Source organism: Salipiger sp. (assembly GCF_048261495.1).
GTDB lineage: Bacteria > Pseudomonadota > Alphaproteobacteria > Rhodobacterales > Rhodobacteraceae > Salipiger.
Map to the genome: position 1 here is coordinate 55,055 of NZ_JBLXFX010000001.1, position 22,365 is coordinate 77,419.

19 protein-coding genes are annotated in these 22,365 nt (G+C 66.0%); 11 read left to right on the top strand and 8 right to left on the bottom strand.

The window, feature by feature from the left end:
• Positions 1 to 112: 112 nt before the first annotated feature.
• The 7 genes from ACN0RJ_RS00265 (at position 113) to infB (ending at position 8,197) form a co-directional block, all read left to right on the top strand.
• A complete protein-coding gene (locus ACN0RJ_RS00265; protein ID WP_417720554.1) occupies positions 113 to 715 on the top strand; it encodes a response regulator transcription factor in 603 nt (200 codons plus the stop codon).
• A gap of 157 nt (positions 716 to 872) precedes the next feature.
• A complete protein-coding gene (locus ACN0RJ_RS00270) occupies positions 873 to 1,436 on the top strand; it encodes a DUF4202 domain-containing protein (RefSeq protein WP_417723040.1) in 564 nt (187 codons plus the stop codon).
• 115 nt (positions 1,437 to 1,551) lie between these two features.
• The gene (locus ACN0RJ_RS00275; RefSeq protein ID WP_417723041.1) at positions 1,552 to 2,268 is read left to right on the top strand and encodes a sirohydrochlorin chelatase; all 717 of its coding nucleotides are present in this window, start codon (positions 1,552 to 1,554) and stop codon (positions 2,266 to 2,268) included.
• 526 nt (positions 2,269 to 2,794) lie between these two features.
• Positions 2,795 to 3,379, top strand: coding sequence for a ribosome maturation factor RimP (gene rimP, locus ACN0RJ_RS00280; RefSeq protein ID WP_417720557.1), 585 nt, complete (start codon positions 2,795 to 2,797; stop codon positions 3,377 to 3,379).
• Positions 3,380 to 3,385: 6 nt separating this feature from the next.
• Positions 3,386 to 4,999 (top strand): transcription termination factor NusA, encoded by a 1,614-nt coding sequence (gene nusA / locus ACN0RJ_RS00285; protein WP_417720558.1) that lies wholly within the window; start codon positions 3,386 to 3,388, stop codon positions 4,997 to 4,999.
• A gap of 5 nt (positions 5,000 to 5,004) precedes the next feature.
• Positions 5,005 to 5,679, top strand: coding sequence for an RNA-binding protein (locus ACN0RJ_RS00290; RefSeq protein WP_417720559.1), 675 nt, complete (start codon positions 5,005 to 5,007; stop codon positions 5,677 to 5,679).
• Positions 5,669 to 8,197 carry a translation initiation factor IF-2 gene (infB, locus tag ACN0RJ_RS00295; protein WP_417720560.1) on the top strand — a complete coding sequence of 843 codons (2,529 nt, stop codon included), beginning with the start codon at positions 5,669 to 5,671 and terminating at the stop codon, positions 8,195 to 8,197. The genes ACN0RJ_RS00290 and infB overlap by 11 nt, the downstream gene beginning before the upstream one ends.
• Before the next feature lie 171 nt (positions 8,198 to 8,368).
• On the opposite strand, the gene ACN0RJ_RS00300 is transcribed toward infB, so the two are convergent.
• From ACN0RJ_RS00300 to ACN0RJ_RS00315, 4 genes are all read right to left on the bottom strand, one after another.
• Complete coding sequence (locus ACN0RJ_RS00300) at positions 8,369 to 8,497, bottom strand: hypothetical protein (RefSeq protein WP_417720561.1); 129 nt, start codon at positions 8,495 to 8,497, stop codon at positions 8,369 to 8,371.
• 164 nt (positions 8,498 to 8,661) lie between these two features.
• Complete coding sequence (locus ACN0RJ_RS00305; protein WP_417720562.1) at positions 8,662 to 9,060, bottom strand: (deoxy)nucleoside triphosphate pyrophosphohydrolase; 399 nt, start codon at positions 9,058 to 9,060, stop codon at positions 8,662 to 8,664.
• 84 nt (positions 9,061 to 9,144) lie between these two features.
• Positions 9,145 to 10,374 (bottom strand): bifunctional glutamate N-acetyltransferase/amino-acid acetyltransferase ArgJ, encoded by a 1,230-nt coding sequence (argJ, locus tag ACN0RJ_RS00310; RefSeq protein WP_417723042.1) that lies wholly within the window; start codon positions 10,372 to 10,374, stop codon positions 9,145 to 9,147.
• Positions 10,375 to 11,223, bottom strand: a complete 849-nt coding sequence (locus tag ACN0RJ_RS00315; RefSeq protein WP_417720564.1) for a peptidylprolyl isomerase — start codon at positions 11,221 to 11,223, stop codon at positions 10,375 to 10,377. It lies immediately after the preceding gene.
• A 180-nt stretch (positions 11,224 to 11,403) separates the two neighbouring features.
• On the opposite strand from ACN0RJ_RS00315, the gene secA reads away from it, so the two are divergent.
• The 3 genes from secA to ACN0RJ_RS00330 all read left to right on the top strand — a co-directional run bounded on the left by secA (position 11,404) and on the right by ACN0RJ_RS00330 (position 16,827).
• Positions 11,404 to 14,139 (top strand): preprotein translocase subunit SecA, encoded by a 2,736-nt coding sequence (secA, locus tag ACN0RJ_RS00320; protein WP_417723043.1) that lies wholly within the window; start codon positions 11,404 to 11,406, stop codon positions 14,137 to 14,139.
• A gap of 128 nt (positions 14,140 to 14,267) precedes the next feature.
• Positions 14,268 to 15,248 carry a translocase gene (locus ACN0RJ_RS00325; RefSeq protein ID WP_417723044.1) on the top strand — a complete coding sequence of 327 codons (981 nt, stop codon included), beginning with the start codon at positions 14,268 to 14,270 and terminating at the stop codon, positions 15,246 to 15,248.
• A gap of 22 nt (positions 15,249 to 15,270) precedes the next feature.
• Positions 15,271 to 16,827, top strand: coding sequence for a substrate-binding domain-containing protein (locus ACN0RJ_RS00330; RefSeq protein ID WP_417723045.1), 1,557 nt, complete (start codon positions 15,271 to 15,273; stop codon positions 16,825 to 16,827).
• Here ACN0RJ_RS00330 and radC read toward each other — a convergent pair.
• From radC to dnaK, 3 genes are all read right to left on the bottom strand, one after another.
• Entirely contained in the window at positions 16,824 to 17,588 is a 765-nt protein-coding gene (gene radC / locus ACN0RJ_RS00335; RefSeq protein WP_417723046.1) for a RadC family protein, read from the bottom strand. The two genes, ACN0RJ_RS00330 and radC, sit on opposite strands and share 4 nt — an antisense overlap.
• Before the next feature lie 130 nt (positions 17,589 to 17,718).
• Complete coding sequence (gene dnaJ / locus ACN0RJ_RS00340) at positions 17,719 to 18,870, bottom strand: molecular chaperone DnaJ (RefSeq protein ID WP_417720569.1); 1,152 nt, start codon at positions 18,868 to 18,870, stop codon at positions 17,719 to 17,721.
• Between the two features lie 77 nt (positions 18,871 to 18,947).
• The gene (gene dnaK, locus ACN0RJ_RS00345; protein ID WP_417720570.1) at positions 18,948 to 20,870 is read right to left on the bottom strand and encodes a molecular chaperone DnaK; all 1,923 of its coding nucleotides are present in this window, start codon (positions 20,868 to 20,870) and stop codon (positions 18,948 to 18,950) included.
• A 220-nt stretch (positions 20,871 to 21,090) separates the two neighbouring features.
• On the opposite strand from dnaK, the gene ACN0RJ_RS00350 reads away from it, so the two are divergent.
• The gene (locus tag ACN0RJ_RS00350) at positions 21,091 to 21,696 is read left to right on the top strand and encodes an alpha-ketoglutarate-dependent dioxygenase AlkB family protein (RefSeq protein WP_417723047.1); all 606 of its coding nucleotides are present in this window, start codon (positions 21,091 to 21,093) and stop codon (positions 21,694 to 21,696) included.
• Here ACN0RJ_RS00350 and ACN0RJ_RS00355 read toward each other — a convergent pair whose 3' ends face one another.
• Positions 21,697 to 22,323, bottom strand: coding sequence for a COG3650 family protein (locus tag ACN0RJ_RS00355; protein WP_417723048.1), 627 nt, complete (start codon positions 22,321 to 22,323; stop codon positions 21,697 to 21,699).
• Between the last annotated feature and the right edge of the window lie 42 nt (positions 22,324 to 22,365).

Genomic DNA, 22,365 nt, shown 5'->3' on the forward strand with positions numbered 1-22,365 from the left:
CCAATTCGCAAAGATTCCCCGCAAACGACCGCAAATTTTCCCGACGGCGGGAAACCTTTCGGTAAGACCTTCCGTGCCAGGATCGCCGCAGGAACCGCTGACGGGAGGTTGCATGCGCATTCTGGTGGCCGACGACCACGATCTCGTACGGGAAACCATCGCCGCGTTCCTGCGCAGCGAAGGTGTGGATCAGGTGGAAACCGCAGCCACCCTGGACGACGCGATGGCCCGCGCGCGCGGGTCGGGCACCTTCGACCTCGTGCTGCTCGACTATAACATGCCGGGGATGATCGGGCTGTCCGGGCTGGAATTGATGATCGAGGCGAACGACGAACGCCCCGTTGCGCTGATCTCCGGCACCGCGACTCCGGAAATCGCCGAAGCCGCGATCCGCGCCGGTGCCGCGGGTTTCATTCCCAAGACGCTGTCTTCCTCGACCATCGTCAGCGCAGCCCGCGTCATGGCCGCGGGAGAGATTTTTGTTCCCTACAGCTTCATGTCGCAACCGACGGCAGGCAAGGCATCCGAACTGACGCAGCGCGAGCGGGAGGTGTTGCGCGGGATCTGCGAGGGAAAGTCGAACAAGGAGATCGCGCGGGACCTGGACCTGCAGGAGGTGACGATCAAACTGCACGTCAAGACGCTGACCCGGAAGCTGGATGCGCGCAACCGGACCCACGCCGCCATGATCGCAAAGGAGCTTCACATCGCCTAGACCCGCCGTCATCCCGACGGCCCGGCCGCATCAACGGCATCTCGACAGTGTCCCCCGGCACGTCCACAATGGGTCCGAAGATCAGGAGCCTCCTCATGCCGGACACGCATTCGCACCGTACGCACGAAACCGACCGGACCGCAGGGAGGGAGCGCGCATGACGGGAGATCGCGCAGCAGTGCTGGTGGCCATCGACGCGGCCAATGCCGCCGATCCCAACCTCGAGGCCGGGCGCCCCGCCGCGCTGCTATACGGGGAGCGCATGACGGAGGAGTTGCATCGCCTGTTCCCCGAGGCCGGCGATGTCCTGAGGATCGCCGCGCGCGGGCAGCATATCGAGAGATGGACCCTGCCGCGCAACGCCTTTCCCGAAGGCAAGCCGGGCTACCTGACCTGGCGCAGGGAGCAGGGCCGCCGCCACGGTGCGCGGCTTGCCGCCCTTATGGCCGATGCCGGCTACGACGAGGCAGCGCAGGAGCGCGTCGGAATTCTTCTCCGCAAGGAGGGGATCAAGCGCGACTCGGAGGTGCAGGCGCTCGAAGATGTGATCTGCTTCGTGTTCCTGCGCTGGTATTTCGCGGATTTCGCCGAGGGGCGCAGCGCCGAGAACCTGCAGCGCATCGTCGAAAAGACTGCCGCGAAGATGTCGCCCGAGGGCCGCGCCCGCGCGGTGGCGGAGTTCGACCTGCCCGAACCGTTCAGAGGCGCCTTCCTGGACTGACCGACGGACCGGAGACGGAGCGGGGCGCGGGTGTGGACGACGCGGTGGCAGCGGCCTATCTCGCCCTTCGACACCGGCGCGGAACCGCCGGGACGAGGCGACGGGAGAAGAGGCGATGAGCAGAACACGCGATGACGACACTCCGGTGCTGATCGTCGCCCACGGCAGCCCTTCGGATCCGGAGTCGCAAGAAATTGCGCTGCGCGACCTTGCCGATCGGGTCGGGGCATTGGCCGGGGGGCGCCGCATCGGAGGGGTGACGCTGGCGGCGGAGGGCCGGTTCGACGCCATGGTCGAAACGCTGGGCACCCCCCTGCTCTACCCGTATTTCATGGCGCGCGGCTGGTTCACCGGCAAGGTGCTGGCGGAACGCGCCAAGGCACGGGGGCTGGAGGTCATGGCCCCCTTCGGCGTGGAACCGGCGCTGGTCGCGTGCGCCGCGGACAAATTGCGGCAAGTTCTTGCGGAGCAGGGTTGGACGGCGGCGGAGACGTCGCTGCTGGTTGCGGCGCATGGCAGCGCGGTGTCGCGGACCAGCGCCGACAGCGCCCATGCCTTTGCCGACGCGATGCGGGCCCGGCTCGGCTTTGCCACCACGCGCTGCGGGTTCGTCGAGCAGGCGCCGTTCCTGGCGGAGGCCGCGCAGGGCCCGGCGCAATCCATCTGCCTGCCGTTTTTCGCGTTGAATTCCGGGCATATGCTGGACGACGTCCCGGACGCGCTGGAAGGCGCGAGGTTTGCGGGACCGGTGCTGGCCTCCTTCATCGACTGGCCGGAAACCCCGGCCCTGATCGCCGACAGCCTGCAGGAATATTTCGCGACGGCCCGCTGAGACTGTCCGACGCCCCCGCGGCCCCGTCTGACGCCGACAGCGCGCGGCCGGGGGAAGCGGAGGACCACACGACAACCGCCCTTCAAGGCATCGTTCCCGACGGCCACGGCCGGGGGAAGGGTCGACCCTTTCCGCAGGCAAGACGGACGGTGGTTCGCGCCGACGGGACCGGAGGACATCCCCTGCGTGGACGACACGGCAACGACAGGCATCTACGCAGGCGTTTCAGGGCCGGCGGGAGGGACGGGATTTCGCCGGAACGGCGGCGTGACGGTTTGCGGGCGCTCGGGGATGGCGCGGCGGCTTTCGCAATTCTGCTCGGCGAGCAGGTCCGGCCCGGGCGCGGAGGGCGCCTGATCCGGTCGATCCGGGGGCCCGACGGGGCGCGCCCGAATCCCCTTGCAGAACCGGATCGCGCCGCGTATATGCCCTTCAACAGCGGCGCGTTGGACTTGTTCCAGAGCACCACCGGGAATTTCAACGGGCCGCGCGCCCGTTTTTTTGTGCCCGAAAGGCCCCGACCGGCATGACCGACATGATCGCAAAATCCGCCATGGACCGGCGAGTCGCCGAGATCATCACCCCCGTCCTCGAGGACATGGGTTTCGAACTCGTGCGCATCCGGCTGATGAGCGGCAAGACCTCGACCCTCCAGGTGATGGCCGAACGTCCCGACGGCGGCATCGAAGTGGACGAATGCGCCGAGATCTCGACCGCAATTTCCGCCATTCTCGACGTCGAGGACCCGATCCTCGACGCCTATACGCTGGAAGTCTCCAGCCCCGGCATCGACCGCCCGCTGACGCGCCTCAAGGATTTCGAGACCTTCGAAGGCTATGACGTCAAGCTGGAAACCCACGACATGATCGACGGCCGCAAGCGCTGGCGCGGCATCCTGGCCGGTGTCGAGGGCAGCGAGGTGCTGTTCAACATCGACGAGGGCGGCGAGACGCAGACCATCGGGCTGCAATTCGACTGGCTGTCCGACGCCAAGCTGATTCTGACCGACGACCTCATCCGCGACATGCTCCGCGCCCGCAAGGCGCAGGACGTGGACGAAAGCAAATTCGACGAAATCCAGGCCGACGACGCGGCCGCTCAGGAGGAGTAAGACCCCATGGCAATCACCTCTGCCAACCAGCTTGAGCTTCTGCAGACCGCCGAGGCGGTTGCTCGCGAGAAGATGATCGACCCGGTTCTGGTCATCGAAGCGATGGAAGAGAGCCTCGCCCGCGCCGCCAAGAGCCGCTACGGCTCGGAGATGGACATCCGCGTGAAGATCGACCGCAAGACCGGCCGCGCGCAGTTCACCCGCGTGCGCACCGTGGTCGAGGACGAGGAGCTGGAGAACTACCAGGCGGAGTTCACCGTTCAGCAGGCCAAGCAGTACATGGCCGATCCCAAGGTCGGCGACACCTACGTGGAAGAGGTTCCGCCGGTGGATCTGGGCCGCATCGCCGCGCAATCCGCCAAGCAGGTGATCCTGCAGAAGGTGCGCGAAGCCGAGCGGGATCGCCAGTTCGAGGAATTCAAGGACCGCAACGGCACGATCATCAACGGTCAGGTCAAGCGCGAGGAATACGGCAACGTCATCGTCGACGTGGGCCGCGGCGAGGCGATCCTGCGCCGCAACGAGAAGATCGGCCGCGAGAGCTATCGCCCCGGCGACCGCATCCGCTGCTACATCAAGGACGTGCGACGCGAAGCGCGCGGGCCGCAGATCTTCCTGTCGCGCACCGATCCGCAGTTCATGGCCGAGCTGTTCAAGATGGAAGTGCCGGAAATCTATGACGGCATCATCGAGATCAAGGCCGTCGCCCGTGACCCCGGTTCGCGCGCCAAGATCGCCGTCATCTCCTATGATGGCTCCATCGACCCCGTGGGCGCCTGCGTCGGTATGCGCGGCTCTCGCGTGCAGGCCGTGGTGAACGAGCTTCAGGGCGAAAAGATCGACATCATCCCGTGGAACGAGGACATTCCGACATTCCTGGTGAACGCGCTTCAGCCCGCCGAGGTCTCGAAGGTGGTTCTGGACGAGGATGCCGAGCGGATCGAGGTCGTGGTGCCGGACGAGCAGCTCAGCCTCGCCATCGGCCGTCGCGGCCAGAACGTACGCCTGGCGTCGCAGCTTACCGGGCTCGACATCGACATCATGACCGAGGAAGAGGATTCCAAGCGTCGCCAGAAGGAATTCGAAGAGCGCACCCAGCTGTTCATGGACACGCTGGACCTCGACGAATTCTTCGCGCAGCTGCTGGTCTCGGAAGGGTTCACCAACCTCGAGGAGGTGGCCTATGTGGATCAGGACGAACTGCTGGTCATCGACGGCGTCGACGAGAGCACCGCGCTCGAGCTTCAGACCCGCGCCCGCGAACATCTGGAAGCGCAGGCAGCCGCCGCGCTGGCCAATGCCCGCGAACTGGGTGCCGAGGACAGCCTCATTGAATTCGAGGGCCTGACACCCCAGATGGTGGAAGCACTGGCGAAGGACGGCATCAAGACGCTCGAGGATTTCGCCACCTGCGCCGACTGGGAACTTGCCGGCGGCTGGACTTCGGTCAACGGCGAGCGGGTCAAGGACGACGGCCTGCTGGAACCCTTCTCGGTCGATCTCGCGGAAGCGCAGAACATGGTGATGACCGCCCGCGTCATGCTGGGCTGGGTCGATCCGACCGAAGCGGATGCCGAAGACGAGGATGGCGAAGAGCCCTCCGAGACCGAGGAGGCCTGAGACGCATGAGCCGGGGAGGTCGGGACAAGGATCGTTCGGAAGAGTCCGAGCGCAAGTGCATCGCCACGGGCGAGACGCAGCCGAAGTCCGGCCTCATCCGCTTTGTCGTGGGGCCGGAAAACCAGGTCGCTCCGGACCTGGCCGAGAAATTGCCGGGCCGGGGGATCTGGGTCTCCTCGACCCGCGCGGCGCTGGACAAGGCCGCGAAGAAGGGGTTGTTTGCCCGCGCCGCCAAGGCGCCGGTCACCGTCCCCGACGATCTGCCCGCCCTCATGGAGCAGATGCTGGTCCGGAGGGTGATCGAACTCATCAGCCTCGCGCGGAAGTCGGGCGCGGCGGTTGCCGGGTACGAAAAGGTCAAGGATTGGCTGGGCCGCGAGGATGCGCGCGTGCTGATCCAGGCCGAGAACGGATCGGAGCGCGGGAAGTCCAAGCTTTCCACGCCCTATGGCGGGAACTATATCGGTTGGTTGACGGCCGAGGAACTGGGTCTGGCCTTTGGCCGGGAAAAGGTGATACATGCGGCGCTTGGCGCTGGTGGACTCACCAAACGTGTTGTAGAGGAAGCCCAAAGATTGAAGGGCCTGCGCGTCGAACTGACCGGCGCGGCATCGACAGCAGGGGCTGTCGAAGGCGGCAAGGGCCGCCGGAAAGGACAAGAGAAGCTGAATGAGCGATAACGACGGCAAGAAGACTTTGGGTTTGCGCGGCGGCGGTCCCCGTTCGGGGAACGTGAAGCAGAGCTTCAGCCATGGACGCACCAAGAACGTCGTGGTGGAAACCAAGCGCAAGCGCGTTGTGGTGCCGAAGCCGGCCGCCGCGGGCGGGGGCAAGGGCTCCGGCGCGGGCGGTGTCGCACAGGCAGGTTCGGGCCGGCGCCCGGCGGGCATCACCGATGCCGAGATGGAGCGCCGCCTGAAGGCGCTTCAGGCTGCCAAGGCACGTGAGGTCGAGGAAACCGCGCAACGCGAGGCCGAGGAAAAGGCCCGCGCCGAAGAGCGCGAGCGCATGCGCGCCGAAAAGGAACAGAAGGAACGCGAACAGCGCGAGGCCGAGGAAAAGGCCCGCCTGAAGGCGGAAGAGGAAAAGCAGCGCGCTCTCGAAGCCGCCGAGGCCGCGAAGCGTGCCGAGGATGCCGCGAAGGCGCCCGCTCCCAAGGCCGATGCGGCCCCCGCGGCGGCGCGTCCCGCGTCCGCTCCCGGTGGTCCGGCCGACCGTCCCGGCGCGCCGCAGCAGCAGCGCAAGGCCGAGCGCGAGCGCGAAGAGCGCGGTCGCAGCAACAAGAGCCGCGACGACGGCGGCCGCCGTGCCGGCAAGCTGACGCTGAACCAGGCGCTCGGTGGCGAAGGCGGACGTCAGAAATCCATGGCGGCGATGAAGCGCAAGCAGGAGCGTGCGCGTCAGAAGGCCATGGGCGGCGCCCAGTCCCGCGAGAAGGTGGTGCGCGACGTGCAGCTGCCCGAGGCGATCACGGTGGCCGAACTGGCCAACCGCATGGCCGAACGCGTGGCGGACGTGGTCAAGTCGCTGATGCAGAACGGCATCATGGCGACGCAGAACCAGTCGATCGACGCCGATACCGCGGAACTCATCATCGAGGAATTCGGCCACCGGGTGACCCGCGTGTCCGATGCCGACGTCGAGGACGTCATCAAGACCGTCGACGACAAGCCCGAGGATCTGCAGAACCGCCCGCCGGTCATCACGATCATGGGCCACGTCGACCACGGCAAGACCTCGCTGCTCGACGCGATCCGCGACACCAGCGTGACCTCCGGCGAAGCCGGCGGGATCACCCAGCATATCGGTGCCTACCAGGTGACGACCAAGGGCGGCGACGTGCTGACCTTCCTCGACACGCCGGGCCACGCCGCCTTTACCTCGATGCGTTCGCGCGGGGCTCAGGTGACGGATATCGTCGTGCTGGTGGTGGCTGCGGATGACGCCGTGATGCCGCAGACGATCGAGGCGATCAATCACGCCAAGGCCGCCAAGGTCCCGATGATCGTCGCGATCAACAAGGTCGACAAGCACGAGGCGAACCCGACCAAGGTGCGCACCGACCTGCTCCAGCACGAAGTCGTGGTGGAACAGATGTCCGGCGACGTGCAGGACGTGGAAGTGTCGGCCAAGACCGGCAAGGGGCTCGACAACCTGCTGGAAGCCATCGCGCTTCAGGCGGAACTGCTCGAACTCAAGGCCAACCCGGATCGCGCCGCACAGGGCGCGGTGATCGAGGCGCAGCTCGACGTGGGCCGCGGCCCCGTGGCGACCGTCCTGATCCAGAACGGCACGCTGAAGCAGGGCGACATCTTTGTCGTGGGCGAGCAGTACGGCAAGGTCCGCGCGCTCATCAACGACAAGGGCGAGCGCGTCTCCGAGGCCGGTCCGTCGGTTCCGGTCGAGGTGCTCGGCCTCAACGGCACGCCCGAGGCCGGGGACGTTCTCAACGTCACCGAGACCGAGGCGCAGGCCCGCGAGATCGCGGAATACCGTGCCAACGTCACCAAGGAGAAGCGCGCCGCTGCCGGAGCTGCCACCACGCTGGAACAGCTCATGCAGAAGGCCAAGGACGACGAGAGCGTCTCCGAGCTGCCTATCCTGGTCAAGGCCGACGTGCAGGGCTCTGCCGAAGCCATCGTTCAGGCGATGGAGAAGATCGGCAACGACGAGGTGCGCGTGCGCGTGCTGCACTACGGTGTGGGCGCGATCACGGAAACCGACATCGGCCTGGCCGAGGCATCGGGCGCTCCGGTCATCGGCTTCAACGTCCGGGCCAACGCCCCGGCGCGGAATGCCGCGAACCAGAAGGGTGTGGAGATCCGCTACTACTCGGTGATCTACGACCTCGTCGACGACGTGAAGGCGGCGGCCTCGGGCCTGCTGTCCAACGAGATCCGCGAGAACTTCATCGGCTATGCCAACATCAAGGAGGTCTTCAAGGTCTCCAATGTGGGCAAGGTCGCAGGCTGCCTGGTCACCGAAGGGGTAGCACGCCGCTCGGCCGGTGTGCGCCTGCTGCGTGACGACGTGGTAATCCACGAAGGCACGCTGAAGACCCTGAAGCGCTTCAAGGACGAAGTTTCCGAAGTGCATTCGGGCCAGGAATGCGGCATGGCCTTCGAGAATTACGATGATGTCCGCCCCGGCGATGTCATCGAGATCTTCGAGCGGGAGGAGATCGAGCGTTCGCTCTGATCCCACCAGGCTTGCAAACAGGAAAGCGGCGCGATCTTCGCGCCGCTTTTTTCATGTCCCGACTGGCGAAGGTGGCGGGAGCGGTCCAGGCAGGCCCCGAAACGGACAAACCCGGGCACGAGGCCCGGGTTTGTCCGTAGTACCGACTTCATATTCGAGCGATGGGACCGCTCAGGCAGCGACCGGAGTGCCGGTAAACACCTGAGTACCCACCCGGACAGCAATGCGGCCGTCGGGCAGTTTCTTTTCGAGAATGCCCTGAACCGAAACGCAACTGCCAAGAATGATCGTACGCAGCATTTCGTGTCCTCTTTTTCGAGTGTGTGACAAGAAAATGAATACGTCGGAATCGTTAATAAAACCAGAACAATCTTGGGTAATTATGTGTAACTTTTGGGCATTTACGCTCAAACTTTAGTATATGCCCTGCTGCGTTGCAGAAACTTCTGGACAATCCCGAATCGTCACAACCAGTCGCGCAGGATCGGGATCAGGGGGATATCCGCGGGGGGCATCGGGTAATCGCGCAGGTCCTTGGCCCGCACCCAGGACAGGGTCTGGCCCTCTTTCGGGCGCGGCGTGCCGTTCCACTTCCGGCAGGCAAAGAGCGGCATCAGCAGGTGAAAGCTGTCGTAGCGATGCGAGGCGAAGGTGAGCGGCGCGAGGCAGCTCGACCAGGTGTCGATGCCGAGTTCCTCGTGCAATTCCCGGATCAGCGCCTCTTCGGGGCTTTCGCCGTCCTCGACCTTGCCGCCGGGAAACTCCCAGAGACCGGCGAGGGATTTTCCCTCGGGCCGCTGCGCCAGCAGGATGCGGCCATCGACGTCGATGAGGGCAACGGCGGAAACCAGGACAATCTTCATGCGGCGGTTCCTTCGGAGAGGCCGGAGGCGGGGGCGCTGCCCCCTGCACCCCCGGGATATTTCAGGCCAGAAGAAGGGCCGGTGTCAGGACCTGTAATCGGCGTTGATCGAGATGTAGCCGTGGGTGAGGTCGCAGGTCCAGACCGTGGCCTTGCCCTGTCCCAGGCCGATGTCGACGGAGATGTCGATCTCGGGCCGTTTCATCAGGGCGGCGCCGTCGGCCTCCTTGTAGTCGGGCGAGACCCAGCCGTTTTCCGCGACCAGCACGTCGCCGAAGCGGATGGTGAGGCTGTCGCGGTCGGCGGCGGCGCCGGATTTGCCGATGGCCATGACGATGCGGCCCCAGTTCGGGTCCTCGCCGGCGATGGCGGTCTTGACCAGCGGGGAGTTCGCGATGGCCAGCGCATGGGTGCGGGCATCGCCGTCGGAGGCGGCGCCCGTGACGCGGACGGTGACGAACTTGGTGGCGCCTTCGCCATCCTTGACGACCTGGTGGGCGAGATCGAGGAAGACCTCCTCGAGGGCCTGAACGAAGGCGGTGTCCTGCGGGGTCACGATGACGCCGGACGCACCCGTGGCGCCCATCAGCAGGGTGTCGGAGGTGGAGGTGTCGCTGTCGACGGTGATGCAGTTGAAGCTGCGGTCGTTGATCGCGCCGACCATCAGCTGCAGGTCCGCCTGCGCGACCGCGGCGTCGGTGAAGACATAGACCAGCATCGTCGCCATGTCGGGGGCGATCATGCCGGAGCCCTTGGCGAAACCGGCGATCGTCACCTCGCCGCCGGGCAGGGCGACGGTGGCCGTGGCGCCCTTGGGGAAGGTGTCGGTGGTCATGATGGCGCGGGCGGCCTCTTCGCCCTTGCCCTCGTCCAGCGCGGCCACCAGGTCGCCAACCCTGGCGACGATCCGGTCATGGGGCAGCCGTTCGCCGATGACCCCGGTGGAGCTGGTGAAGACGCGCGAGGCCGGCAGGCCGGTGGCCGCGGCCACGGCATCGCAGATCGCCTGGACGGAGCCGTCGCCGGCCTTGCCCGTGAAGGCGTTGGAATTGCCGGAGTTCACGATGATCGCGGCGCCGAGATCGGAGTCGGCGCCGATTTTCGCCTGGCAGTCCAACACGTTGGCCGAGCGGGTCAGCGAGCGGGTGAAGACGCCCGCCATGGTGCTGCCGGGCGCCAGCAAGGCCAGCATCACATCCGTCCGCCCGGCGTATCGCACCCCGGCCGCGACCGAGGCGAACCGGACCCCCCGGATCACCGGGAGGGAGGGAAAGGATTTCGGCGCCAGCGGCGAGACGGAGGTGATCTTGGCCATTTATTCCCCCAGCAGGTCGATATTCGAGAGGGCCGAGGTGTCGACGTCGGCCTTGTCGGTGCGGGTGACCTCGGCGGAGGCCATCTTGCCCTCGATATAGGCCTTCACGGCCTCCTGCTGCACGGTGAGCTCGAGCTGATCGCGGACCTCGTCGAGGGCCGGAGCCTCCATGTTGCGGGTCTCGTTCAGCTTGATGACGTGCCAGCCGAACTGGGTCTGCACCGGGTCGGAGATCGCGCCGGGCTCCATGCCTTCGACGGCCACCTGGAAGGGCTCGACCATCATGCCCGGACCGAACCAGCCGAGATCGCCGCCGTTGGGGCCGGAGGGGCCGGTGGACCTGGACTTGGCGAGGGTGGCGAAATCGGCGCCGCCCTTCAGTTCCTCGGCGATCGCCTTCGCCTCTTCCTCGGTCTCGACCAGGATGTGGGAGGCGTTGAATTCCTTGCCGAGCTCGGCATTGGCATATTCCGCGTCATAGGCGGCCTGCACGGCATCGTCGGTCAGCGCCTCCTTGGCGACGGAGGCGACGACCTCGGCCGCGAGCAGGGCGCGCTTTTCGTTGTCGAGCGCGATGGTCACGCGCTTGGTCTCGTTGGCGCGGTCGTCGGTCGCCAGGACCTGCTGCTGCACGATCTGGTCGAGAATGCCGTCCCAGAGCACGTCGTCGCCGAGCTGCTGGTACTGCTCGGGCAGATTCGACCGCACGGCGAGCATGTGGCCGAGCGTGATTTCCTTGCCGTTGACGGTCGCCACCACGGAATCGGCGGTCAGCTCCTCTGCCTGCACGGGCAGCGCGAAAGAAAGCGCGAGCGCGGCCGCGGACAGTTTCATGAGGGTTTTCGACATCGTCTGGTCCTTCCTGATTGCCGCCAGTGGCTGGCGACGTTGACACCCATCGGCCCTAGTCTTACATGGCGCAGTGGCTCTGCAAGGCCGGTCGTTCCCGTGTTTCATATGGGCTGCGTGCGAGGCGGGCAAGCGGATGCCGCGCGCAGAACACGAAACTGTCAGACAGGACGAGCAGGGATGTTGATCGGAAAAATCGCCCGGAAGGTGTTCGGAACGCCGAACGACCGCAAGATCAAGGCGACACGCCCGCTGGTCGAGAAGATAAACGCGCTGGAGCCCGAGTTCGAGGCGCTGGACGACGCGGGGCTGATCGCCCGGACGGAGTCCTTCCGCAAGCGGATCGCCGACGGCGAGAGCCTCGACCACATCCTCCCCGAGGCCTTTGCCAACTGCCGCGAGGGTGCCAAGCGGGCGCTGGGGCTGCGGGCCTTCGACGTGCAGCTGATGGGCGGGATCTTTCTGCACCAGGGCAATATCTCGGAGATGAAGACCGGCGAGGGCAAGACGCTCGTCGCCACCTTCCCGGCCTATCTCAACGCGCTGACCGGCAAGGGCGTGCACATCGTCACGGTGAACGACTACCTCGCCAAGCGCGACGCCGAATGGATGTCGAAGGTCTACGGCGCGCTGGGGATGACCACCGGCGTGGTCTACCCGCACCAGGACGAGGCGGAGAAGCGCGCGGCCTATGCCTGCGACATCACCTATGCGACCAACAACGAGCTTGGCTTCGACTACCTGCGCGACAACATGAAGTCCGAGCTGGGCCAGATGATGCAGCGCGACCATTTCTTCGCGGTGGTGGACGAGGTCGACTCGATCCTCATCGACGAGGCGCGCACGCCGCTCATCATCTCCGGACCGTCGCAGGACCGCTCCGAGCTTTACATGTCGATCGACCGGCTGATCCCGGAACTGGCCGAGGATGCCTACAAGATCGACGAGAAGACGCGCAACGTCACCTTCACCGACGACGGCAACGAGGCGCTGGAACAGATGCTGCTTCAGCGCGGCGTGCTGCCGGAGGGGCAATCGCTCTACGATCCCGAAAGCACCACCATCGTGCACCACGTCAACCAGGGTCTGCGGGCGCACAAGCTCTACACCCGCGACAAGGATTACATCGTCCGTGACGGGCAGGTGGTGCTGATCGACGAATTCACCGGGCGCATGATGCTGGGCCGCCGCCTGTCCGAGGGCCTGCACCAGGCCATCGAGGCCAAGGAAGGCTGCAGCATCCAGCCCGAGAACGTGACCCTCGCGCAGGTGACCTTCCAGAACTACTTCCGGCTTTATGACAAGCTGGGCGGGATGACCGGCACGGCGCTGACCGAGGCCGAGGAATTCGCCGAGATTTACGGACTCGGCGTGGTCGAGGTTCCGACCAACCGGCCGATCGCGCGGATCGACGAGGACGACAAGGTCTATCGTACCGCGCAGGAGAAATACGCCGCCATCGTCGAGGAGATCAGGGCCGCCCATGCCAAGGGTACGCCAGTCCTCGTCGGCACCACCTCGATCGAGAAATCCGAGATGCTGTCGCAGCTCCTGACGCAGGCGGACCTTCCGCACAACGTCCTGAACGCGCGCCAGCACGAGCAGGAGGCGCAGATCGTCGCCGATGCGGGCAAGCTGGGGGCGATCACCATCGCCACCAACATGGCCGGTCGCGGCACCGACATCAAACTGGGCGGCAATCTGGATTTCCAGATCATGGAAGCCATCGCCGCCGCCCCCGATGCCGACCCCGAGGAGATCCGCCAGAGGATCGAGGCCGAGCATGTCTCGTCCGAGGAAGCCGTCAAGGCGGCGGGCGGGCTGTTCGTGCTGGCCACGGAGCGTCACGAGAGCCGCCGCATCGACAACCAGCTGCGCGGCCGTTCGGGCCGTCAGGGCGACCCGGGGCGGTCGTCCTTCTTCCTGTCGCTCGAAGACGACCTGATGCGGATCTTCGGGTCCGAGCGGCTCGACCGGGTGCTGTCCAAGCTCGGCATGAAAGAGGGCGAGGCGATCATCCACCCCTGGGTGAACAAGTCGCTGGAGCGCGCGCAGGCCAAGGTCGAGGGGCGCAACTTCGACATCCGCAAGCAGCTTCTCAAGTTCGACGACGTGATGAACGACCAGCGGAAGGTGATCTTCGGCCAGCGTCGCGAGATCATGGAGACGGAGGATCTCTCCGAGATCACCGACGACATGCGCGAAGAGGTGATCGCCGAGCTGGTCGACACCTACATCCCGCCCAAGACCTACCACGACCAGTGGAACACCGAGGGTCTCTATGCCGCCTGCATCGAGAAGCTCGGGATCGACGTGCCCGTCATGGCCTGGGGTGAGGAGGAAGGCGTCGACGCCGAGGTGATCCGCGAACGGCTGGAAGCGGCCGCCGAGGAGTTCATGACGAAGAAGGCCGAAGCCTTCGGGCCCGAAACCATGCGCCAGATCGAGAAGCAGGTGCTGCTTCAGACCATCGACGGCAAGTGGCGCGAACACCTTCTGACGCTCGAACATCTGCGCTCGGTCGTCGGGTTCCGCGGCTATGCGCAGCGCGATCCGCTGAACGAATACAAGACAGAGGCGTTCCAGCTGTTCGAATCGATGCTCGATTCGCTGCGCGAGCAGGTGACAGAACAACTGTCCCGCGTCCGTCCGATGACGCGCGAGGAACAGCAGGCGATGATGCAACAGGTCGCCGACCAGCAATTGCAGCTGCGCCGCCAGGTCGATGCATCGGTCGATGCCGCCGAAGAGGCGCGCGGCGCGATGGCCGACCAGCCCGCCGCCGCCCCCGCCGAGCCGGTTGTTGCCGGATTCGACGAAACCGACCCCACCACCTGGGGCAATCCGGCGCGCAACGATGTCTGCCCCTGCGGCTCCGGCCGCAAGTTCAAGCACTGCCACGGCAGGCTCGCCTGACCATTTCAGGGCGGTTCCGGCGCGCACAATCCGCCGGAACCGCCCGAATGACTCCCCGCTTGTGCCGCACCCCCGCCCCTTTTGAGGGACAGATTGTTTCCTGATCAGGCATCTGACGGGGTACGGGAATGGCACGTCTCAAGACTTATCTACTCGCCGCAGCGACAATACTTGCCGCGCTGGCCATAGGATTCGTGATGCAGCACATGGACGGGAACGCGGACAACACCGCCCGTCTGGCTGACCCCGCCGAGGTCGAGGTCGCGAGCATCACCGACACCTCCTCCGTCGCACCCTCGCGGATGCCCCGCCTGCCCGCCGAGGCGGCCGTCGCCTTCCTGCCGGGCGCCAGGGTCGACCTGGTCGCCGCCGATGGCGCGATGCCGTCAACCGGCGCGATGCCGAAGGAAAGCGCCGCCGCCGGTTTCGATTGCGGCGTCACCGTCGAGGCCCGGCCGAATGCCGGCGCCCTCGTCGATCTGACCGTCGCCGCGCCCTGCTATGCCTCCGAGCGGCTGACCGTGCATCACCACGGCCTCATGTTCACCCAGACGCTGCAACCGGACGGCACGCTGAACCTCAAGGTGCCCGCGCTGTCCGAACATGCGCTGTTCATCGTCGCCTTCGACAACGGCGACGGCGCGACCGCCAGCGCCGAGGTGCCCTCCCTGCCCTTCTACGATCGCATCGTGCTTCAGTGGAAAGGCCGGAGCGGCCTGCAACTGCACGCGCGGGAATACGGCTCGGCCTATTTCACGGAGGGCCACATCTGGTCCGCCGCTGGGGGCGACACCGCCCGTGCCGCGACCGGCGAAGGCGGCTTCCTGATCCATCTCGGCAACGAGGATGTCCCCGATGCGCTGGTGGCCGACGTCTACAGCTTTCCCGCCGGCACCGCCCGCCGCAGCGGCGAGATCGCGATGAGCGTCGAGGCCGAGGTGACCGCCACCAACTGCAACACCCGGGTCGAGGCCCAGACCCTCGAACTCAACGCAGCCGAATCGCTGCGGGTGCGCGACCTGACACTGGAAATGCCGGACTGCGACAGCGTCGGGGACTTTCTGCTGTTGAAAAACCTGATCGGAGACCTGACAATCGCCGCAAGGTGATTGGGGCGATCAGAGGTCTTTCATGCAAATGTTTCGTGCGGCGGTTCTCGCCGCACTTTTCTTTGCGATCGGCAGGGCGGCGTTGGCGCAGGACGTCACGCTGACCTCCCGCGACGGCGGAATCGAACTCACCGGCACCCTGCTCGGCTTCGACGGAGAATTCTACCGCGTCTCGACCCGCTACGGAGAGCTGACCGTCGACGGTTCGGGCGTGCTCTGCGACGGGCCGGGCTGCCCGTCGCTCACCGATTTCGTGGCCGAAATGCGGATCTCCGGCTCGGCCACCATGGGGCAGGTGCTCATGCCTGCGCTGGTCGAAGCCTTTGCCCTGCGCAACGGTCTCAAGGCCGAGCGCATCGTGGTCGATCCGCAGCATTTCCGCTACGAGGTGGCCGACCCGGAAGAGGAGCGCGTGATCGGGCGCTTCGACGTGCATGTCACCAACACAGACGAAGGTTTTGCCGATCTGCTGGCGGACGATGCGGATATCGTCATGGCCCTGCGCGAAATCCGGCCCGAAGAGCTGACCCGCGCCCGCGAGGCCGGGCTGGGCGATCTGGGCGACCCGAACCGCAGCCGCGTTCTGGCGCTCGATGCGCTGGTGCCGGTGGTGTCCGGCAACAACCCGATCGCCGCGGTTTCGCTGGGCGACCTTGCGAGGGTGCTGGCCGGGACGCTGGACAACTGGCAGGACCTAGGCGGGCCGGACGCGCCCATCGTGCTGCACCTCAGGGATGACGGATCGGGGCTGACGCAGGGCATCGGCGACCGGCTCCAGCGCAATTCCCGCCTGACCCTGCGCGCCGACAGCATCCGCCACGACAGCAATGCGGCGCTGGCCGAGGCGGTGGGAAAGGACCCGCTGGGGATCGGCCTCGCAAGCTATTCCGAGCTGGGCACCGCCAAGCCGGTGGTGCTGAGCGGTGCCTGCGGGTTCCAGCTGCGCGGCACGCGGGCAGCCATCAAGACCGAGGATTACCCCCTCACCGCGCCGATGTTCCTGTACCTGCCCGCCCGCCGCCTGCCGCAGCTCGCGCGCGAATTCCTCGCCTTCACCCGCAGCCCGCCCGCACAGATCGTCATCCGCCGCGCCGGTTTCGTGGACCAGGCACCGGAGGAGATCAGCCTTGCCAGCCAGGGCGACCGCCTTGCCAATGCCGTCGCCGTGGCCGAGGGAGAGGCCGGGCTGGCCGATCTCAAGCGCATGGTGGCGGTGCTGTCACCGATGCGGCGTCTGTCGACCTCCTTCCGGTTCGAACCGGGATCCGCGCGGCTCGACGCGCAGTCCCGCTCGAACGTGCAGCAACTGGCCCGTGCCCTGGAAGCGGGAGAGTACGACGGTCGCACCCTGACCTTCGTGGGCTTTTCCGACGGGCAGGGACCGGCCTCCGGCAACCTCGAAATCGCCGGCAAGCGCGCGGTGAGCGTGCGCGATGCGGTGATCCGGACGGCCGAGGCGGCCGACCTCGCCCGCGTCGCGATGGAGATCGACGCCTTCGGCGAGGCGATGCCCATGGCCTGCGACGACACGGTCTGGGGACGGCAGGTCAACCGCCGCGTCGAGGTCTGGGTGCGCTAGAGCAACCCGTTGGAACGGAACGACAATTCGCGGGATTTCCCGATGACGAGGTGATCGTGCAGGGTGATGCCCAGTGCCTCCGCGGCGAGTTGGATCTGCGCGGTCATGTCGATGTCGGCCTGACTAGGGGTCGGGTCGCCGGAGGGGTGGTTGTGAACGAGGATCAACGCGCTTGCGTTGAGTTCCAGCGCCCGCTTCACCACCTCGCGCGGGTAGACCGGCACATGATCGACCGTGCCCCGCGCCTGCGCCTCGTCCGCGATGATGACGTTCTTGCGGTCGAGGAACAGGATGCGGAACTGCTCGATATCCTTGTGGGCCATGGCGGTCTGGCAATATTCCAGCAGGGCATCCCAGGAACTGACGACCTGCTTCCTGAGAACGCGCGACCGGGCGAGGCGATGGGCGGCCGCCTCGACGATCTTGAGCTCCATGACGACGGATTCCCCGGCGCCCTTGATCTCTCTGAGGCGGGAGGCGGGAGCCGAGACCACGCCGTTGAAATCGCTGAAGGTCTCCAGAAGCCGCCGCGCCAGCGGCTTCACGTCCTGGCGCGGGATCGCGCGGAACAGGACAAGTTCCAGAAGTTCGTAATCGGGCAGGGCATCGGCCCCGCCGACAATAAACCTTTCGCGCAGCCGTGCGCGATGATCGCGCAGGTAGGATGGCTGCTCACGCCCGTTCGAAGGCGTGTCTGCCAGCGACTCGTCGATGTCGAAGAGCGCGGCCTGTGATTCTGAGAAGTGAGGTGCACGTTTCATGCGGGCAGATTGGGCCTGCATGGTTATGGAACGGTTAATTTCGCAAGGGCCGGAACGCCGAACCACGCCGCCCGTGACGGGCGGGATGCCCCCGCGAACCCGCCGCCGGGGCGGGTCCGCGGGGTGGGTGTCAGCCCTTCATGCTGTCCCAGAAGTTCTTGACCGAGGCGAAAAAGCTGTGCGATTCCGGGTTGTTGTTGTCACCCAGCTCTTCGAATTCGCGCAGCAGTTCCTTTTGCCGCGAGGACAGGTTCACCGGGGTTTCCACCGCAAGCTCGATGAACATGTCCCCCGCGGGGCCGCCCCGTAGCGCCGGCATCCCCTTGCCGCGCAGACGCATCTGTCGACCGGACTGGCTTCCCGAGGGGATCTTGACCCGGCTGCGGCCGCCGTCGATCGTCGGCACCTCGATATCGCCACCGAGCGCGGCGGCGGTCATCGACACGGGCACGCGACAATGCAGTTCGGCACCCTCCCGCTCGAAGATCTCGTGCGGCTTCACCTCGATGAAGATGTAGAGGTCGCCCGGAGGTCCGCCGCGCATTCCCGCCTCGCCCTCGCCGGCAAGCCGGATGCGGGTGCCGGTTTCGACACCGGCGGGGATGTTGACCGACAGCGACCGCTCCTTCTGGACGCGCCCGGCTCCCTGACACTTGGTGCAGGGATTCTTGATGATCTGGCCGAGGCCGGAACAGGTCGGACAGGTCCGTTCGACCGTGAAGAACCCCTGGGTCGCGCGCACCTTGCCCATGCCCGAACAGGTCGGACAGGTGGTCGGCTCCGCCCCGCCTTCGGCGCCGGACCCGTTGCAGGCCCCGCATTGCACCGAGGTCGGAACGTTGATCGCCTTCTGCATGCCGCCATAGGCTTCTTCGAGTGTCACGCGCAGGTTGTAGCGCAAGTCGGCGCCACGCGCGGCGCGCTGGCGCCCGCCCTGACGGCCGCCCATGAAATCGCCGAAGAGATCGTCGAACACGTCGGAAAAGGCGCTGGCGAAATCGCCCTGCTGCCCGAAACCGGGTCCGCCGGGACGCTGACCGCCGCCGCCCATGCCGCCTTCGAAGGCCGCATGGCCATAGCGGTCATAGGCCGCCTTCTTCTCGGCGTCCTTCAGAATCTCGTAAGCTTCGTTGGCTTCCTTGAACTTGGCTTCGGATTCAGGGTTGTCCTTGTTGCGGTCCGGATGAAAGTCCTTGGCCCTCTGACGATAGGCCTTCTTGATCTCGTCCGCGGAGGCACCCTTTTGCACGCCGAGCACATCGTAATAGTCACGCTTGGACATTCATGCCCTCCTTGGCCGGAACGGCAAGGGCCGGTCCGGCGTCCGGACCGGCCCCACCTGGTTCCGAGCTATGCTGATCAGCTCCGCTTGTTGTCGCCGAGATCCTCGAAATCGGCGTCGACGATGTTGTCGTCATCTCCGCCGTCGGACTTGCCCATGTCGGGGCCATCGGACGATTCGCCCGATTCGGCCTGGGCCTTGTAGATCGCCTCGCCCAGACGCATGGCCACTTCGGTCACGTTCTGGATGCCGGCCTTGATCTTGTCGGCGCTGACATCGTCCTTTTCGAGATCGTCCTTGAGCGCGGCAATCGCCAGCTCGATCGCTTCGACGGTCGAGGGGTCGACCTTGTCGCCATGCTCTTCCACCGATTTCTCGGTCGAGTGCACAAGGCTTTCCGCCTGGTTGCGGGCTTCGACGAGCTCGCGGCGTTCCTTGTCCTTCTCGGCGTTGGCTTCGGCGTCCTTGACCATCTTTTCGATCTCGTCGTCGGAAAGTCCGCCCGAGGCCTGGATGGTGATCTGCTGTTCCTTGCCGGTGCCCTTGTCCTTGGCGCCGACCGACACGATGCCGTTGGCGTCGATGTCGAAGGTCACTTCGATCTGGGGCATGCCGCGCGGTGCCGGCGGGATGTTCTCTAGGTTGAACTGGCCGAGGATCTTGTTGTCCGCCGCCATCTCGCGCTCGCCCTGGAACACGCGGATCGTCACGGCCGACTGGTGGTCTTCGGCGGTGGAGAAGATCTGCGACTTCTTGGTCGGGATCGTGGTGTTGCGGTCGATCAGGCGGGTGAACACGCCACCCAGCGTCTCGATGCCGAGCGACAGCGGCGTCACGTCGAGCAGGACCACGTCCTTGACGTCACCCTGCAGAACGCCGGCCTGGATGGCAGCGCCCATGGCGACCACTTCGTCCGGGTTCACGCCCTTGTTCGGCTCCTTGCCGAAGAACTTCGTCACCTCTTCGACCACCTTCGGCATACGGGTCATGCCGCCGACCAGAACGACTTCGTCGATCTCGTCCTTGGAGATACCCGCATCCTTCAGCGCGGCCTTGCAGGGGTCCATCGAGCGCTTGATGAGGTCACCGACCAGTTGCTCGAGCTTCGAGCGGGTCAGCTTCATCACCATGTGCAGCGGCTGACCGTTCGAGCCCATCGAGATGAACGGCTGGTTGATCTCGGTCTGGGACGAGGAGGACAGTTCGATCTTGGCCTTCTCGGCGGCTTCCTTCAGGCGCTGAAGGGCCATCTTGTCCTTGGTCAGGTCGACGCCGTGCTCTTTCTTGAACTCGTCGGCAAGATAGTTGACGATCCGCATGTCGAAGTCCTCGCCGCCGAGGAAGGTGTCCCCGTTGGTCGATTTCACTTCGAACAGGCCGTCGTCGATTTCCAGGATGGTCACGTCGAAGGTGCCGCCGCCGAGGTCATAGACGGCGATGGTCTTCGATTCCTTCTTGTCGAGGCCGTAGGCCAGCGCGGCGGCGGTCGGTTCGTTGATGATCCGCAGCACTTCGAGACCGGCGATCTTGCCGGCGTCCTTGGTGGCCTGACGCTGGGCGTCGTTGAAATACGCCGGAACCGTGATGACGGCCTGCGTCACTTCCTCGCCGAGATAGGATTCGGCGGTTTCCTTCATCTTGCCGAGGATGACGGCAGAGATCTGGGAGGGGGAATACTTCTGACCCTTGGCTTCGACCCATGCATCGCCGCTGCCGCCGTCCACGATCTTGTAGGGGACCATGTTCTGGTCCTTGGTCACTTCGGCGTCGGTGGTGCGACGGCCGATCAGACGCTTGACGGCAAAGATGGTGGCTTCGGGGTTGGTCACGGCCTGCCGCTTGGCGGGCTGGCCGACGAGCCGTTCGTCGTCGGTGAAGGCGACGATCGAGGGGGTGGTGCGTGCGCCTTCGGAGTTTTCGATGACGCGGGCGGCGCTGCCGTCCATGATGGCAACGCAGGAGTTGGTTGTGCCGAGGTCGATACCGATCACTTTGGCCATGTTTCGATCCCTTTCATATTCAAGGCGATGACGCGAGGCGTCCGGACCCGTTACGGCATCCTGCCCCGCTGGTTGAAATGCCGTCCGGCCGGGGCCTCGCGGCGTTCGGAGGGTATATAAGGAGGGGGTTTTCGCGCTGCAAGCGTCGCATTGCGGGACTTGCCCCCATTTGCGGCGAATTTCTTTGAACTCGCGCAGGGAATGACCGAGAGGAGGCAGCATGGCCCGGATCATCGAAGAACGCGGATTCCGCATCCACGCCGGTTATCTCGACCGCGCGGCACAGGAGACGATCGTCGCGCGGCTGCGCGAGGTGCTGCGCGCCGCGCCGCTCTACCGGCCGGTCACGCCGCGCGGGCAGGCGATGTCGGTGCGCATGTCCTCGGCCGGGGCGTTCGGCTGGGTCACCGACCGGCGCGGCTACCGCTACGAGGACCGCCACCCGGACGGCATGCCCTGGCCGCCGATCCCGGAAGAGGTGCTGGCGATCTGGCGCGACGTGGCGGAGTGCCCGCGCGAACCCGAATGCTGCCTCGTCAACTGGTACGGCGAGGGCGCCCGCATGGGCCTTCATCAGGACAGGGACGAGGCGGATTTCTCCTGCCCGGTGGTGTCGGTCTCGCTCGGGGATGACGGGCTGTTCCGCATGGGCAACGAGACGCGGGGCGGCCGGACCGGATCGGTCTGGCTGGCCTCGGGCGACGTGGTGGTGATGGCCGGCGAGGCGCGGCTGAAGCATCACGGCGTCGACCGCATCCGGTTCGGATCGTCGACCCTGCTGCCGCAGGGCGGGCGGATCAACCTGACGCTGCGGGTCGTGACGTGATCATTTCGTCGCGATGGAGCAGCACCCCGACACGGCCCGTTCCAGCGTCCCGGTGAACACGATGTCCGCGCTCAGCCCGTAGAGCCCGTCGGACATGCCGTCGGAACATTCGCTGTCCGGGTGCATGATGAGCACGCCCTGCTGATCCTCGCCCCTCGCGACCGAGATGAAGGGTTCGGAACGGCCATCGGCGCGGCGGAAGGCATCGGCGCGCATCACGAGTTCCTCTTCGCCCATGGCGGACCAGGCGGCCTCGCCCCGGCTGGTCACGTCGTATCGCCAGAACGGTTCCGTTCCGAAGCACTGCACCATCGGCACGTCCGGCATCGCGCCCCCCTCCTGCGGCAGGAGGTAGGCGAGGGCGGCCCAGCCGACCCCTTCGCGGATGTTCACCCGTCCCCAGGTGCCCGCCTCGTTCACCGCCGTGACCTCGATCCCGGTGGCATTGTGGGCCAGCGTGCCGACGAGGTCGGCGCCTGCGTCGGGCCCGGCCCGGACGTTCAGCATGTCGTCGGCGGCCACGCCCGACACGTCGTAGAGGGCCGGCAGGTTTTGCGCGGCAAGCGGAGCGGCGAGGCAAAGGCTCAGGACGAGGCACAGGGCCGGTACGGGGGCGGGACGTATCATCGCGACGGTCCTTTCTGGTAGCGGGGCACCACAAGGGATACC

Bases quoted from the DNA above. Each gene is read 5' to 3' on its own strand.
- ACN0RJ_RS00265 (WP_417720554.1), top strand. From the start codon at position 113: ATGCGCATTCTGGTGGCCGACGACCACGATCTCGTACGGGAAACCATC.
- ACN0RJ_RS00270 (WP_417723040.1), top strand. From the start codon at position 873: ATGACGGGAGATCGCGCAGCAGTGCTGGTGGCCATCGACGCGGCCAAT.
- ACN0RJ_RS00275 (WP_417723041.1), top strand. From the start codon at position 1,552: ATGAGCAGAACACGCGATGACGACACTCCGGTGCTGATCGTCGCCCAC.
- rimP (WP_417720557.1), top strand. From the start codon at position 2,795: ATGACCGACATGATCGCAAAATCCGCCATGGACCGGCGAGTCGCCGAG.
- nusA (WP_417720558.1), top strand. From the start codon at position 3,386: ATGGCAATCACCTCTGCCAACCAGCTTGAGCTTCTGCAGACCGCCGAG.
- ACN0RJ_RS00290 (WP_417720559.1), top strand. From the start codon at position 5,005: ATGAGCCGGGGAGGTCGGGACAAGGATCGTTCGGAAGAGTCCGAGCGC.
- infB (WP_417720560.1), top strand. From the start codon at position 5,669: ATGAGCGATAACGACGGCAAGAAGACTTTGGGTTTGCGCGGCGGCGGT.
- ACN0RJ_RS00300 (WP_417720561.1), bottom strand. From the start codon at position 8,497: ATGCTGCGTACGATCATTCTTGGCAGTTGCGTTTCGGTTCAGGGCATT.
- ACN0RJ_RS00305 (WP_417720562.1), bottom strand. From the start codon at position 9,060: ATGAAGATTGTCCTGGTTTCCGCCGTTGCCCTCATCGACGTCGATGGC.
- argJ (WP_417723042.1), bottom strand. From the start codon at position 10,374: ATGGCCAAGATCACCTCCGTCTCGCCGCTGGCGCCGAAATCCTTTCCC.
- ACN0RJ_RS00315 (WP_417720564.1), bottom strand. From the start codon at position 11,223: ATGTCGAAAACCCTCATGAAACTGTCCGCGGCCGCGCTCGCGCTTTCT.
- secA (WP_417723043.1), top strand. From the start codon at position 11,404: ATGTTGATCGGAAAAATCGCCCGGAAGGTGTTCGGAACGCCGAACGAC.
- ACN0RJ_RS00325 (WP_417723044.1), top strand. From the start codon at position 14,268: ATGGCACGTCTCAAGACTTATCTACTCGCCGCAGCGACAATACTTGCC.
- ACN0RJ_RS00330 (WP_417723045.1), top strand. From the start codon at position 15,271: ATGCAAATGTTTCGTGCGGCGGTTCTCGCCGCACTTTTCTTTGCGATC.
- radC (WP_417723046.1), bottom strand. From the start codon at position 17,588: ATGAAACGTGCACCTCACTTCTCAGAATCACAGGCCGCGCTCTTCGAC.
- dnaJ (WP_417720569.1), bottom strand. From the start codon at position 18,870: ATGTCCAAGCGTGACTATTACGATGTGCTCGGCGTGCAAAAGGGTGCC.
- dnaK (WP_417720570.1), bottom strand. From the start codon at position 20,870: ATGGCCAAAGTGATCGGTATCGACCTCGGCACAACCAACTCCTGCGTT.
- ACN0RJ_RS00350 (WP_417723047.1), top strand. From the start codon at position 21,091: ATGGCCCGGATCATCGAAGAACGCGGATTCCGCATCCACGCCGGTTAT.
- ACN0RJ_RS00355 (WP_417723048.1), bottom strand. From the start codon at position 22,323: ATGATACGTCCCGCCCCCGTACCGGCCCTGTGCCTCGTCCTGAGCCTT.